The organism is Kitasatospora sp. NPDC087861, from assembly GCF_044742585.1.
In the GTDB taxonomy this organism is placed as follows: domain Bacteria; phylum Actinomycetota; class Actinomycetes; order Streptomycetales; family Streptomycetaceae; genus Kitasatospora.
In genome coordinates, this window is sequence record NZ_JBIUUS010000009.1 from 211,473 (window position 1) to 224,729 (window position 13,257).

The window sequence follows — 13,257 nt, forward strand, 5'->3', positions numbered from 1 at the left end:
CTGTGCGTGGTGTCGGTGTGACCTGGTAGTACTTGGGAGCGATGAGCAGCACAGGGGAGAACGGGGCCGAGCCGGAGCAGCTGGCGTTCATCCGGGACACGGTCAAGCGGGCCAAGCCCCGGACGTGGCGCGGCGCCAAGCGGGCCGAGCACCTGCCGGTGGCCCGGGTCGTGGTGGACAAGGGCGTGCTCACCATCGACAAGTTCTTCGACTACGAGGTGCCGGCCGCGATGGCCGAGGAGGCCCGGCCGGGGGCCCGGGTACGGGTGCGCTTCGGGGCGCGCGTGGTGAAGGGCCAGCGCGAGGGCGGGGAGCTGCACGACGGGTTCATCGTCGCCAGGCTGGAGAAGAGTGACTTCCCCGGCCCGCTCGCCCCGCTCGCCCAGGTGCTCTCACCCGAGCCCGTGCTCACCCCCCAGCTGCTCCGGCTCTGCCGGACCGTCGCCGACCGCTACGCCGGCACCCTCGCGGACGTCCTCCAGCTGGCCGTCCCGCCCCGGCACGCCAAGGCCGAGGCCGAGCCCTCGCCACCACCGCTCCCGCGCCCGCCGGCCCCCGCCCCCGGCGGCTGGCAGCGCTACCCGGCCGGGCCCGACCTCCTCGCCGCGCTGACCGGCGGCGGCTCGCCGCGCGCCGTCTGGGCGGCGCTGCCCGGCCCCGGCTGGCCGTACGAGATCGCGCGGGCCGTCGCCGCCACGCTGGCGGGCGGGCGCGGCGCGCTCGTCGTGCTGCCCGACGGGCGGTCGGTGGCGAGGGTCGACCAGGCGCTGACCGAACTGCTCGGCGCGGGGCTGCACGTCGCCCTGGAGGCCGACCTCGGCCCGCGCGAGCGCTACCGGCGCTGGCTGGCGGTGAGCCGCGGCTCGGTGCACGCCGCGATCGGCACCCGCGCCACCATGTTCGCGCCGGTGCGCGACCTCGGGCTGGTCGTCGTCTGGTCCGACGGCGACAACAGCCACAGCGACCCGCGCGCCCCGCACCCGCACGTGCGCGAGGTCGCGCTGCTGCGCGCCGCCGAGGAGGGCGCGGCGGTGCTGCTCGGGGGGCATGCGGTGACGGTGGAGGGCGCGCAACTGGTCAGCACCGGGTGGGCGCGCCCGCTGACCGCCGACCGGGAGACCGTACGACGGGTCGCGCCGAGGGTGCGGACCGTCACCGACCAGGACCAGCACCGCGACGGCGCCGCACAGGCCGCCCGGCTGCCCTCGGTGGCCTGGGAGGCCGCCCGGGAGTCGCTGGCCGCCGGACACCCGGTGCTCATCCAGGTGCCCCGGCGCGGCTACGTGCCCCGGCTGGCCTGCGGGCGCTGCCGGACCCCGGCCCGGTGCCGACGCTGCGAGGGGCCGCTGGAGGCGCCCTCGGCGGACGCCCTGCTGTGCTGCGGCTGGTGCGGGGAGGCGGAGGCGGACTGGCACTGCCCCGAGTGCGGCTCGTTCCGGCTGCGGGCGCAGGTGGTCGGTGCCCGGCGCACGGCGGAGGAGCTGGGCAAGGCCTTCCCGCGGATCCCGGTGCGGGCCTCGGGGCGGGACGCGGTGCTGACCACCGTCCCGGACGAGCCCTCGCTGGTGATCTCCACGCCCGGCGCGGAGCCGGTGGTGGAGGGCGGCTCCGGGTACGGGGCCGCGCTGCTGCTGGACGGCTGGGCGCTGCTCGGCCGGCCGGACCTGCGGGCCGGGGAGGAGACGCTGCGGCTGTGGCTGGCGGCCGCCGCCCTGGTCCGGTCCGCGGAGGACGGCGGGACGGTGGTCGTGGTCGCCGAGCCCTCGGCGCGCCCGGTGCAGGCGCTGGTCCGCTGGGACCCGCTGGGCCACGCCGGGCTGGAGCGCGACGAGCGGGCGCAGCTGCACTTCCCGCCGGTGTCGCGGATGGCCTCGGTGAGCGGGAGTCCGGCGGCGGTGGCCGACCTGCTGGGGCTGATCCGGCTGCCGGAGGAGGCGGACGTGCTCGGGCCGGTGCCGGCGCCCGCCCTGCGCGGGGAGGAGCAGGAACGTGCGCTGCTGCGGGTGCCGCCCGGGCAGGGGGCGGCGCTGGCGGCGGCGCTCAAGGCGGCGCAGATCGCGCGGATCGCGCTGCGGACGCCGGAGGCGGTGCGGGTACGGGTGGATCCGACGGACATCGGGTGAGGTCGGCGGTCGGGTGGAACCGGGGGTCGGGTGACGCCGGTGCGTGCGGCGGGGGCGGGGTGAGTGGGCCACCCCGCCCCGGGTGGCCCCGCGACGGTGCTGCGCGGAATCGGCTTCCCTGGTCGGGAAGGCGGTCAGCCGCGCAGCGGGATGCCGGTGCGGTCGACCGGGGTGCGCTCGGAGGTGCCGCGCTCCAGGGTGTTGCGGTCGAGGGCGTTGCGGTCGACCGCGCCGCGCTCCAGGGTGTTGCGGTCGAGGGCGTTGCGCTCCAGGCTGGTGCGGTCCAGGCCGCCCTGGCGGGCCGCCGGGACGGTCGCCGCCAGGCCGCCGGACGGCGCGGCGGGCAGCTCCTCGGAGCGGTCCGGGCGGCTCGGGCCCGGGACGGCGCCGCTGGCGGCGAGGAGTTCGCTGGTCGGGCGGCGCATCCCGTACCGGCGGTGCACGGCCTGCTTGGTGACCCCGAGGGCCGAGCCCACCGAGTCCCAGGAGAAGCCCAGCGCCCGGTCGAACTCGACCGCCGCCGCCACCAGGGTCTCCACGCTCTCCCGCAGCTCCTGCGCCAGGCGCACGGTCGGCGCGGGCGCCCGCCCGTACACCACGAAGCCGGCCGAGGTGCTGGGGCGGCGCGGTCGGTAGACGTTGCCCAACTGGGCGGTGAGCGTCCGCAGCGCGTCGACCTGCCGCCTCACCCGCTCGATGTCCCGCACCAGCAGGTGCAGGCTCGCCCGCGCCCGGGCGTCGTGGTTGATCTGCTCGGCCATGGCTTACGTGCCACCTTCCGTACGGTTCAGCTCGGCCGGGGCGCGGTGTCCCGTGCGCCCGGCCCCGGTCAATCTCACTTGACCAACGCCGAAGCGGGGGCCGGGGTAACGCCGCTCGGCAGACTCGGGATATGCCAGCAGCCGGTGCCGGGCGTGGGGGAGGGGCTTTTCGTCCGGGTGAGGGCCCGGGTGAGGGCATGGTCGGTGGCCCCGGTGCGTTGCATAGACTTGCGGGGAAACCAGTAGCCGCCCGCAGCCCCGCACCTTCGACGGACAGGAGCCCGTACCCCGTGGCGATCCAGCCGATCCGGCTCTTCGGAGACCCCGTCCTGCGGTCCACCGCCCGGCCGGTGACCACGTTCGACAAGGAACTGCGCACCTTGGTCCGGGACCTCACCGACACCATGCTCGACGCCCCCGGCGCCGGCCTGGCCGCCCCTCAACTCGGCATCTCGCTGCGGGTGTTCACGTATCACGTGGACGGCGTCACCGGGCACCTGATCAACCCGGACCTGTCGCTGACCGAGGAGGAACAGGAAGGCCCCGAGGGCTGCCTCTCGCTGCCCGGCCTGCGCTACGACACGAAGCGCGCCTACGGCGTGGTCGCCAAGGGCTTCAACATGTACGGAGACCCGGTCACCCTGGAGGGCACCCAGCTGCTCGCCCGCTGCATCCAGCACGAGACCGACCACCTCGACGGCATCATCTTCATCGACCGGCTCGACCGCGAGCAGCGCAAGGCCGCGCTCAAGGCGATCCGCGACACCGACTGGGGCGGCGCGCCCGCGCCGGTCGTCAAGGTCTCGCCGCACAGCACCTTCGGCGCCGCACGCTGACTCTCCCGCTCCCCGACATCCCTCCACCGAAAGGCACTTGATGCGCCTCGTGTTCGCCGGCACCCCCGAGGTCGCCGTTCCCGCCCTGGACGCCCTGCTCGCCTCCGACCGGCACGAGGTCGTCGCGGTGGTCACCCGCCCCGACGCCCCCGCCGGGCGTGGGCGCAAGCTGGTCGCCAGCCCCGTCGCCCAGCGCGCCGAGGAGGCCGGGATCGAGGTCCTCAAGCCGGCGAAGCCCAGCGACCCGGATTTCGTCGCCCGGCTCACCGAACTCGCCCCCGACTGCTGCCCGGTGGTCGCCTACGGCGCGCTGCTGCGTCCCGGCACCCTGGAGATCCCCAAGCACGGCTGGGTGAACCTGCACTTCTCGCTGCTGCCCGCCTGGCGCGGCGCGGCCCCGGTCCAGCACGCGGTGCTGGCCGGCGACGAGGTCACCGGCGCGGCCACCTTCCTGATCGAGCAGGGCCTGGACTCCGGCCCGGTCTACGGCGTGATCACCGAGGAGGTCCGCCCGACCGACACCAGCGGCGAACTGCTCACCCGCCTCTCGGTGTCCGGCGCGCGGCTGCTCGCGGCCACCATGGACGGCATCGAGGACGGCTCCCTGCACGCCGTCCCGCAGCCGGCCGAGGGTGTCACGCTCGCGCCGAAGATCACCGTCGAGGACGCACGGATCGAGTGGAGCCACCCCGCGCTGCGGATCGACCGCGTGGTGCGCGGCTGCGCCCCGGCTCCGGGCGCGTGGACGGAGTTCCGCGGCGAGCGGCTGAAGATCACCGGGCCCGTGAAGCTGCTGGCCGGGGAGGCCGCACTGGCGCCCGGGGAACTGGCCGTGGTCGGGAAGAACAGCGTGCGGGTCGGCACGGGCAGCCACGAGATCGAACTCGGGGAGGTCCGCCCGCAGGGGAAGAAGGAGATGCGGGCGGCCGACTGGGCGCGCGGGGCGCGGCTGGAGACCGGGGAGCGCTTCGGCTCCGCGGGCTGAGACCCGGGGCCGGCGTTACTGTTCGTCTGCATCATTACTGTTCGTTTTGCACTGTTCGTTTGCACTGTTCGTCCGATAACCACCGCAGCACCTTGAGGCACCTGTGACCACCCCCAGCGCCAAGCGCGCCCCCCGCCCGCACCGCCGTCCGAAGAAGGACCCGGCCCGGATCGTCGCGTTCCGGGCGCTGCGTGCCGTCGACGAGCGCGACGCGTACGCCAACCTGATCCTGCCGTCGCTGCTCCGCGAGGCCGAGCAGAAGGGCATGGACCGGCGCGACGCCGCCCTCGCCACCGAACTGGTCTACGGCACCCTGCGCCTGCAGGGCACCTACGACGCGATCATCGCGGCCTGCATCGACCGACCGCTCAGCAAGGTCGACCCGCCGGTGCTGGACGTGCTCTCGCTCGGCGCCCACCAGCTGCTCACCACCCGCATCCCCAGTCACGCGGCCGTCTCGGCGACCGTCGAGCTGGCCCGGGTGGTGCTCGGCGACGGCAAGGCCAAGTTCGTCAACGCCGTCCTGCGCCGGATCAGCGCGCACGACCTGGACGGCTGGATCGAGCAGGTCGCCCCGCCGTACGAGAAGGACGCCGAGGACCACCTCGCCGTCGTCCACTCGCACCCGCGCTGGGTCGTCTCCGCGCTCTGGGACTCGCTCGGCCGCTGGCAGCCCGACGCCTGCGGGCGCAGTGACGTCGAGGACCTGCTGCGCGCCGACAACGCGCGGCCCGAGGTGACCCTCGTCGCGCGCCCCGGCCGGGTCACCGTCGGCGAACTGGCCGACGCGCTGCCTGAGGCCGAGTCCGGCCGGTGGTCCCCGTTCGCGCTGCGGCTCGCCGAAGGCGGCGACCCGGGCTCGCTGGATGCGGTGCGGGACAACCGGGCGGGCGTGCAGGACGAGGGCAGCCAGCTGGTCGCCCTCGCCCTGGCCGCCGCGCCGCTGGACGGCCCGGACCGGCTCTGGCTGGACGGCTGCGCCGGCCCCGGCGGCAAGGCCGCGCTGCTCGGTGCGCTGGCCGCCGAGCGCGGCGCGGCGCTGGTCGCGAGCGAGAAGCAGCCGCACCGCGCTCGGCTGGTGGCCCGGGCGCTGGAGGGCAACCCCGGCCCGTACACGGTGATCGCCGCCGACGGCACCCGCCCGGCCTGGCGCTCCGGGGGCTTCGACCGGGTGCTGGTCGACGTGCCGTGCTCCGGCCTGGGCGCGCTGCGTCGCCGTCCGGAGGCGCGCTGGCGCCGCCGCCCGGCCGACGTCGCGGCCTTCGGCCCGCTCCAGCGGGACCTGCTGCGTTCGGCGATCGAGGCCACCCGGGTCGGTGGGGTGGTCGGGTACGCGACCTGCTCGCCGCACCTCGCGGAGACCCGGGCCGTGGTGGACGACGTGCTGCGGGCCGAGGGTGGCCGGGTCGAGTGGATCGACGCGCGCCCGCTGCTGCCCGGTGTCCCGGCGCTCGGGGACGGGCCGGACGTGCAGCTCTGGCCGCACCTGCACGGGACGGACGCGATGTACCTGGCGCTGCTGCGGCGGACGGCCTGACCTTCGTGCTGTCGGCCTTGCATCTCCCGTAGGGGGAGGCGCCAGGGTGGTGGGCATGAACGGCGATACGCACTCCTGTGATCCGCTCGGAGCCGAACTGCTCGGCTCCGAACCGCTCGGACCCGAACCGCTCTACACGATCGGTGAGCTGGCGCGGCGGAGCGGGCTGACGGTCAAGACCGTCCGGTTCTACTCGGACCAGGGGATCGTGTCGCCGGCCGACCGCAACCCGGCCGGCCACCGGCGGTACGGCGTCTACGCGGTCGCGCGCCTGGAGCTGGTACGTACCCTGCGCGAGCTCGGGCTCGGGCTGCCCGCCATCCGGCAGGTGGTGGACCGCGAGCTCGCGCTGCCCGCCGTCGCGGCGGCGCACGCCGAGGCGCTGGACGTCCAGATCCGGGTGCTGCGGCTGCGGCGGGCGGTGCTGGGGACGGTGGCCAGGCGCGGGTCGACACCCGAGGAGCTGACTCTCGTGCACCAGCTGGCCCGCCTGTCGGAGGACGAACGGTACCGTCTGATCGGGGAGTTCCTGGCCGGGGCGTTCGGCGGTCTGCGGGCCGACGGGCGGTTCGCCGCCGTCGTGCGCTCGCTGACGCCGGAGCCGACGGACGACCTGGAACCGGAACAGGTCGAGGCGTGGGTGGAGTTGGCGGAGCTGGCGGCCGACGACGGGTTCCGCGGCCTGCTGCGGAGGCTGGCGGAGGACGAGGCGGCGGAGGCCGGCGCGGACTGGCCGCGCCCCGGACTCGCCTGGGTGGTACGGGAGTTGGCCGGGCCGGCGGTCGTGGCGGGGATCGATCCCGGGTCGGGGGAGGCGGCGGGGATCGCGCGGGAGTTGGCGGCGCGGTACGCGGGGTCGGCGCCCGGTGCTGTGGTGCGCGGCCGGTTGGCGGAGCGGCTGGCGGCGATGGCCGATCCACGGCGGGAGCGGTACCTGGCACTGCTGGCGGTGGTCAACGGGTGGGCGGCGCCGGAGAGTTCGGCGGCGGTGCTGGACTGGGCGGTGCGGGCGGTGCGCTCGGCCGGGTGAGGGGGACTACGGCTGGGTGGACGTGGAGCCGGGGAGATCGCTGAGGAGGGCGTGGGCCTGGGCGCGGAGGTGGTCGACCGGCGGGTCCTCGCAGACCACCTCCAGGCCGAGTGCGGTCGTCTGGCCCCAGTGGTAGTACGACTGGTAGGCGAGGTAGGGGCGGTGGTCGTCGGCGGGGTCGAGTCCGACGGCGAAGGTCGCGAAGTGGGTGCGCTCCTTCTCGGTACGCTCGAACTCCGTTCGGGAGAGCTCCCATGCGAACTCGTACGGCTCCGGATCGGCGGGCAGGTCCAGCAGTGCCTGGGCGAGCCGGCGGACGTCCTCCGGCCCCGCGAACGGCAGCGACTCGGACCAGCGGGGCGCGGCGGCGATCAGCTCCCAGCCGCCGCCGTTGCGGCTGACGGACAGTTCCCACTCGCCGTCCTGGTCGTGCCAGCGGCAGCTGAGGACCGGATCCATGGCGGTCAACCTCCCTGTGGTGCTTGGCTATTGCTTCATCGTGGCACACCAGGCGGTCGACGGGAGACGGGGCTTCCGCGGTCATGGGGGCGGCGTTCACCGGCGGCGGGTGCGGGCGCGCGGGAATTCCGCCCCGGGTGCGGTCAGTCGGAGGCCGGGCCGGGCGCGGGGTGCCAGGGTCGGTCGGCGCGGGTCGGGCGGGCGGTGGCGGTGAGGCGCAGGGCGTACACCTCGCGGTCGGTGGCCGGGTGCGGGACCGGGCCGAGGTAGTCGTGACCGGTCAGGTGGCACCAGGCGGGCAGGTCGAGCGGGGCGGCGGGGTCGGTGGTGTGGATGTGCACCACCGCGCCGGCCGGGAGGTCGGCGATCCGGGCGCGCAGGCGCAGCAGCAGCTGGACGCAGAGCAGGCCGGTGCCGTCGACGGTCAGGTCGGGGGCTGCCTCGGGGGAGGTGGTCTCGTGGGAGGTGCTCATGGGGTGCTGCCCTTCGCGGTGGTGCGGTGGTGCAGGCCTCAGCCTAGGCGGTGGGTCGGGGCAGGCCGCTGGTCGGGGGCCGTGCCGCCGAGGCGGGTGAGCAGGGCCCCGAGGCGGCCGAGGTCGTCGGCGCCCCACTGGTCGGCGGCGAAGAGGTCGTCGGCTACCTGCCGGGCGGTGTACAGCATCTCGGCGAGCCGTTCGCGGCCGGTCGGCGTCAGGGTCGCATAGGCGACCCTGGCGTCGCGGGCCGCCGCCTCGCGGCTCACCAGGCCGATCCGCTCCAGGGGTGCCAGCCCACGGGTCACGCCGGAGGCGGTGAGGCCGAGTGCCTCGGCGAGGTCGACCCGGCGCATCCGGCCGCCGGGGGCGTGGCCGAGGTGGAGCAGCAGGGTGAAGTCGGACAGGCTCACGCCGTGCAGGCCGCTGAGGCTCGCGTCGAACTGCTTGACCACGGCCGCCTGGGCGCGGACCAGCCGTAGGGCGGTGTCCAGCGGGTCCGGACGGGGTGGGTCGGCGCGCGGGTCGGAGTGGTGTGCGTCGGGCTTCGGGTCGGGCTGCGGGAATGTCATTGCTACCTCCTTGACTACTCAAGCATACCGTTGCGGCGAGCCGTCAAGGAGGTAGCGGAGGGGGAGGGGGCTAGCCGGCGTTGGCGGCGCGGCGCTGCCGCTTGCCGAGCGGCGCCTGCGAGAGGTCCTCGGCTTGGGAGCGCAGGTTCCTGTAGCCGTAGCCGTGCTCGGCCAGCCAGTCCCGCGCCGCCTGCTCGGCCCGCTCGGAGGCCGCCAGGATGTCCTCCTCCGCCTCACCCGAGTCGAGGAAGCGGAAGGTGAAGGCGGCGCGCGCGGTGAGGTCGTAGCTGAGGTGGCCCTCGGGGGTGAAGGCCGCGCGCAGCACGTCGTGCTCGGCTGCGCGGGCGAGGAGTTCGGCGTGCTGTTCGGCGCTGAGGCCGTCGAAGACGCCGCGCACCATGATGCGGAAGGTTCGAGTGGTCATCCCCCGACGATAGGCAGGACGGGGCATCGACCGCCAACCTGATTTCGGGCGGTGCGGCGCGGCCCGCGGCGGTGGCCGGGGTTCGATGGTGAAGGCCGCGATGGCGGCGGCGATGCCGGGCGGGCCACTCCGCGCGGGGGTCCGAAGGGGCCCCCGGGCGTGAGGTGACGGACCCGCCACGGGCGACGGGCCCGCCGGCTACGGGCGGGCGGTCGGGAGGCGGGTGCAGACGGTGCCGGCCGCGAGGGCGGCGGGTTCGGCGTCGAGGGTGGCGAGGGTGAAGGTGGTGGTGAGCGCGCTGATGTCGCCCGCCTGCCGGATGAGGTAGTGGTTGGCGCCGGGGGCTTCGTAGCGGGCGAGGTCGGGGACGACCGCGCGGGCCCGGAGCGCGTATTCGAGGGACTGGGTGGCGTTGGCGGCGCTGCGGTCGCCGGTGCCGTGGACGATCAGGACGCGCCGCCCGGCGAGGTGGTCGACCTGGTCGCCGCTGGGCAGCCAGGGGGCGATGCCGGCGACGCCGACGACGTTCGGGTGCCCGGCGCACCAGAACGCGGCGCGCCCGCCGAGCGAGTTGCCGATCAGGACGACGGGCACGGGGCCGTAGCGGCGGGCGAGTTCGTCGAGGGCCCAGCGGGTGTCGACGGCGGTGTCGGCGTCGGCGCCGTTCCAGCCGCTGTAGCGGTAGCGCAGCAGGTGCACGGCGACGCCGTGCGGGCGGCCGCGGGCGGTGACTTCGGCGGCGAGGTCGCGCAGGCCCAGTTCGGCGACCTTCACCGGCCCGCGCCGGCTGCGCAGGAATCCGCCGGGCAGGAGCAGGGCGACGCCCTTGACCTGGTCGGTCCCGCCGTCGCCGGTCCACGGGGTCAGTTGTGCGGTGCGCGGCCGCGGCGCTTGGAACACGCGAAATCCCTCCCTGGGTGCCTACCTGCGGATTCTACGGTTCCGGGGGCGGGTCGCGGTGCGCGAGCAGGGCCCACAGGATCCAGCCGGTGACGCGGGTACGGGCGACCATGACCTTGGCCCAGCGGGCGCCGAGCGGCGAGGTCCAGGGGTCAGGAGCGGCGGCGGCCCGGCTCGTCGCCCTCGGCCGCGCCCCGGTTCAGGCCGGAGAGCAGGTCCTGCATGCTCGGGAGCTTCCGGCGCTGTGAGCCGGCCGTCGAGCTCGTGGTCGAGCCGGTGATCGAGCCCGTCGGGGCGCCGGTGGGCGTGCCGCCGGGCGGGGCGATCTGGCGCCGGGTCTCGGGGGCCGGGCCGAGGCCGGCCTTGGCGGCCGCGTCGGCGAGGAAGTCCGAGGCCTGACGGCGGGCGTTGTCCACCGTGCGGCGCAGACTCTCGGCGTCGCTGCGCAGCTTGTCGGTCTGGCGGCGCAGCAGGTCGGTGCGCTGCTCGGCCTCGGAGAGCTGCCGGAGGCTGGCGGCGGCCCGTGCGGCGGCCTCCCGTTCGATCTCCTCGCCGCGCTGCTGGGCCTCGGTGACGATCTGCTGCGCCCGGGCTTCGGCGTGGGCCCGCTGGTCGGCGAGGTCCTGTTCGAGCTGGCGGCGCCGCTGGGCGATGCCGGTCTCGAACTGCAGCGCGACCTGGGCGGCCTGGTCGCGGGTGCGCTGGAACAGCGCGTCCGCCTCCTGGCGGCGCGCGACCACGTACGGGTCCTCCTCGGCGGCCGGCACGTCCCGGACGGTGGCGTGGTAGCCGGCCGGGGGCCGCTCGGTCTGCTCGGCGAGGTGGAGCAGACGGTCCGCGACCTGGTCGGCGTGCGGCGGGCGCCGGTTCGGGTCCTTGGCGAGCAGTTCGAGGACGAGGGCGTCGACCTCGGCGGGCAGGCCGGGGCGCAGGGTGCCGGGGGCCGCCGGGTGGACCTCGCCGTGCTGGCGGATGAGTTCGTAGAGGCTGCCGCGGAAGGGGGTGCGGCCGGTGAGGAGTTCGTACAGGAGGCAGCCGAAGGCGTAGAGGTCGGAGCGGGCGTCGAGGCCGCCGCTGTCGAAGCGTTCGGGGGCCATGTAGGCGGGGGTGCCGACGATGACGTTGGTGCTGGTGATGCCGTCGTCGGCGGTGCCGATCCGGGCGATGCCGAAGTCGACGACCTTGACCGCGCCGGAGGACTGGATCATCACGTTGGCCGGTTTGACGTCCCGGTGGACGACGCCGGCCCGGTGGGCGGTGGCGAGGGCCTGGGAGATCTGGACGGCCCAGGTGAGGGCCTGGCGCAGCGGCAGCGGCCCGTCGCCGAGGTGGCGGTTGAGCGGGGCGCCGTCGAGCAGTTCCATGACCAGGAAGTACAGCGGCCGGCCGGCCTCGTCGTGCTGGCCGAAGTCGTGCACGGTGACGATGGACGGGTGGTTGAGCGCGCCCGCGGTGGCCACCTCGCGGACGAACCGGGCGGCGTCCTTGGGGGTGTTGTTGCCGCCCGGGAGCATCACCTTGACGGCGACGAGCCGTTGGACCCGCGCGTCGCGGGCCTTCCAGACCGCGCCGAACGCGCCCTCGCCGATCTGCTCGACCAGTTCGTACCGTCCGTCGAGTATGTCGCCCGGCTGCATCCCCGCCCCTTTCGCGCCCCGGGTGCCGCGCCCCGGCCCCGGTTCAACCTACCCTCCGCGCCGGGCGGTCGGTCACCTGCTCCACCGGGGCCCGGGGCCAGGGTCGGGGCCCGGGTCGGGGCTACTCGGGCGGTTGGGCGGCGTCCCAGCGGGCGCGGTGGTCGAGGATGGCGTCGTGGTGCTGGAGCGACCAGTCGGTGAGGGTGCGTACCAGGTGGGCGAGGCTGCGCCCGAGGTCGGTCAGCTCGTAGTCGACCCGGGGCGGGACGGTCGGGTGGACGGTCCGCGAGACCATGCCGTCGCGCTCCAGCCGGCGGACGGTGAGGGTCAGCATCCGCTGCGAGATGCCGCCCGGCAGGGCCCGTTGCAGCTCGCGGAACCTCCTGACCCCGCGGCTCAGCTCGACCACCACCTGCACCGACCACTTGTCGCCGAGCCGGTCCAGCACGTCGCGGATGCCGCAGTCCTCCCCGCTCTCCGCGAGGTCGAACAGCGCCGTCGTGGTTACCTCGGTGTGCCCGAGTGACATGAAACTGCCTCCTTACCCGATCCGGGTCGATTGTCGAGGATGGACACCGCCCCCCTCGTGAACGGCAAAGGAGCGTCAGATGATCCTCGTCACCGGTGTGTCCGGAGTCCTCGGCGGCCTGGTCCACCGCCGGCTCGCCGACGCCGGCCTGCCCGTGCTGGCCGGCTCGCGGACCCCGCAGGACGGCGGGCGGCGGATCGACTTCGACGAACCCGCAGGCCTGGCCGAGGCGTTCGCCGGGGTGGCGGTGCTGGTGCTGGTCTCGGCCGGCTACGCGGAGGACGACGTGGTCACCGCCCGGCACGGGGCCGTGATCGAGGCGGCGGTCCGGGCGGGCGTGCGGCATGTGGTCTACACCAGCCTGGCCGCCTCGGGCGAGCGGATGACCATCGCCCCGCCGCACCGCTGGACGGAACGGGCCCTGGCGGCGGCCCCGCTCGGCTGGACCGTCCTGCGCAACGGCCTGTACGCGGAGCTCGCCGGGGGCCTGGCCGCGGCGGGCGCCGAACGCGCCGCGGCGGAGGGCGTGTTCCGGCTGCCGTGGGGGCGCGGGACGCTTCCGGTGGTCGCCCGTGAGGACCTGGCCGACGTCGCGGCGACGGTGGCCCGCGAGGTGCAGGAGGCGCGCGTGGCCGGCCGGCCCGTCCCGCACCTCGGGCGGACGTACGAGCTGGAGGGGGACGCCGTGGTCGGGGGCGCGGAGCTGGCGGGCGCGCTGGCGCAGGCGCTGGGCCGGGAGGTCCGGTACGAGCCGTCGCCGCTGGGGGAGGCCTGGGACGCCCTCCGGGAGGGTGCGGCGCCGTACCAGGTCGGGCACGCCGTCTCGCTGCACTCGAACGTCGCCTCGGGCTTCGCGGTGGCGGGCCCGTCCGACCTGCCCGGGCTGCTGGCGGCCGAGCCGCGTCCGGCGCGGGAGCTGGTCGAGGCGGTGGTGCGGGAGTCGGTGGTGCGGGAGTCGGTGCGGCGGGAGGCCGTGGCGGGCTGACGGCGG

At 75.6% G+C, this 13,257-nt stretch carries 14 protein-coding genes; 6 read left to right on the forward strand and 8 right to left on the reverse strand.

All coding sequences use genetic code 11. The annotated features are described in order from the left end of the window. Window positions 1-41 precede the first annotated feature (41 nt). Complete coding sequence (locus ACIOJE_RS15895) at window positions 42-2,123, forward strand: primosomal protein N' (protein WP_400776640.1); 2,082 nt, start codon at window positions 42-44, stop codon at window positions 2,121-2,123. A 134-nt stretch (window positions 2,124-2,257) separates the two neighbouring features. Here the strand turns inward: ACIOJE_RS15895 and ACIOJE_RS15900 are convergent, their stop codons facing one another. Continuing rightward, complete coding sequence (locus tag ACIOJE_RS15900) at window positions 2,258-2,884, reverse strand: hypothetical protein (RefSeq protein WP_400776643.1); 627 nt, start codon at window positions 2,882-2,884, stop codon at window positions 2,258-2,260. Window positions 2,885-3,174: 290 nt separating this feature from the next. Here ACIOJE_RS15900 and def point away from each other — a divergent pair, with 290 nt between their 5' ends. The 4 genes from def (at window position 3,175) to ACIOJE_RS15920 (ending at window position 7,272) form a co-directional block, all read left to right on the forward strand. After that, window positions 3,175-3,720, forward strand: a complete 546-nt coding sequence (def, locus tag ACIOJE_RS15905) for a peptide deformylase (RefSeq protein WP_280682833.1) — start codon at window positions 3,175-3,177, stop codon at window positions 3,718-3,720. 40 nt (window positions 3,721-3,760) lie between these two features. Then, entirely contained in the window at window positions 3,761-4,705 is a 945-nt protein-coding gene (gene fmt, locus ACIOJE_RS15910; protein ID WP_400776644.1) for a methionyl-tRNA formyltransferase, read from the forward strand. Window positions 4,706-4,808: 103 nt separating this feature from the next. Continuing rightward, on the forward strand, window positions 4,809-6,242 hold the full coding sequence (locus ACIOJE_RS15915) for an RsmB/NOP family class I SAM-dependent RNA methyltransferase (protein ID WP_400776647.1): 1,434 nt from the start codon (window positions 4,809-4,811) through the stop codon (window positions 6,240-6,242). A 55-nt stretch (window positions 6,243-6,297) separates the two neighbouring features. Next, window positions 6,298-7,272, forward strand: a complete 975-nt coding sequence (locus tag ACIOJE_RS15920) for a MerR family transcriptional regulator (RefSeq protein ID WP_400776650.1) — start codon at window positions 6,298-6,300, stop codon at window positions 7,270-7,272. A 6-nt stretch (window positions 7,273-7,278) separates the two neighbouring features. On the opposite strand, the gene ACIOJE_RS15925 is transcribed toward ACIOJE_RS15920, so the two are convergent. From ACIOJE_RS15925 to ACIOJE_RS15955, 7 genes are all read right to left on the reverse strand, one after another. Beyond that, the gene (locus ACIOJE_RS15925; protein WP_400776652.1) at window positions 7,279-7,731 is read right to left on the reverse strand and encodes a hypothetical protein; all 453 of its coding nucleotides are present in this window, start codon (window positions 7,729-7,731) and stop codon (window positions 7,279-7,281) included. A gap of 143 nt (window positions 7,732-7,874) precedes the next feature. Then, window positions 7,875-8,204: a sulfurtransferase TusA family protein gene (locus tag ACIOJE_RS15930; protein ID WP_280682825.1), complete on the reverse strand. Its 330-nt coding sequence runs from the start codon at window positions 8,202-8,204 to the stop codon at window positions 7,875-7,877. Window positions 8,205-8,242: 38 nt separating this feature from the next. After that, window positions 8,243-8,776 carry a MarR family winged helix-turn-helix transcriptional regulator gene (locus ACIOJE_RS15935; protein ID WP_400776654.1) on the reverse strand — a complete coding sequence of 178 codons (534 nt, stop codon included), beginning with the start codon at window positions 8,774-8,776 and terminating at the stop codon, window positions 8,243-8,245. A gap of 70 nt (window positions 8,777-8,846) precedes the next feature. Continuing rightward, entirely contained in the window at window positions 8,847-9,200 is a 354-nt protein-coding gene (locus ACIOJE_RS15940) for a DUF6204 family protein (RefSeq protein ID WP_400776657.1), read from the reverse strand. A gap of 198 nt (window positions 9,201-9,398) precedes the next feature. Beyond that, entirely contained in the window at window positions 9,399-10,100 is a 702-nt protein-coding gene (locus ACIOJE_RS15945) for an alpha/beta hydrolase (protein WP_400776660.1), read from the reverse strand. A gap of 152 nt (window positions 10,101-10,252) precedes the next feature. After that, on the reverse strand, window positions 10,253-11,737 hold the full coding sequence (locus tag ACIOJE_RS15950; RefSeq protein ID WP_400776663.1) for a serine/threonine-protein kinase: 1,485 nt from the start codon (window positions 11,735-11,737) through the stop codon (window positions 10,253-10,255). Window positions 11,738-11,858: 121 nt separating this feature from the next. Beyond that, a complete protein-coding gene (locus ACIOJE_RS15955) occupies window positions 11,859-12,266 on the reverse strand; it encodes a helix-turn-helix domain-containing protein (protein WP_280682815.1) in 408 nt (135 codons plus the stop codon). Window positions 12,267-12,345: 79 nt separating this feature from the next. Here ACIOJE_RS15955 and ACIOJE_RS15960 point away from each other — a divergent pair, with 79 nt between their 5' ends. Continuing rightward, window positions 12,346-13,251 carry an NmrA family NAD(P)-binding protein gene (locus tag ACIOJE_RS15960; RefSeq protein WP_400776667.1) on the forward strand — a complete coding sequence of 302 codons (906 nt, stop codon included), beginning with the start codon at window positions 12,346-12,348 and terminating at the stop codon, window positions 13,249-13,251. The last annotated feature ends 6 nt before the right edge of the window (window positions 13,252-13,257 follow it).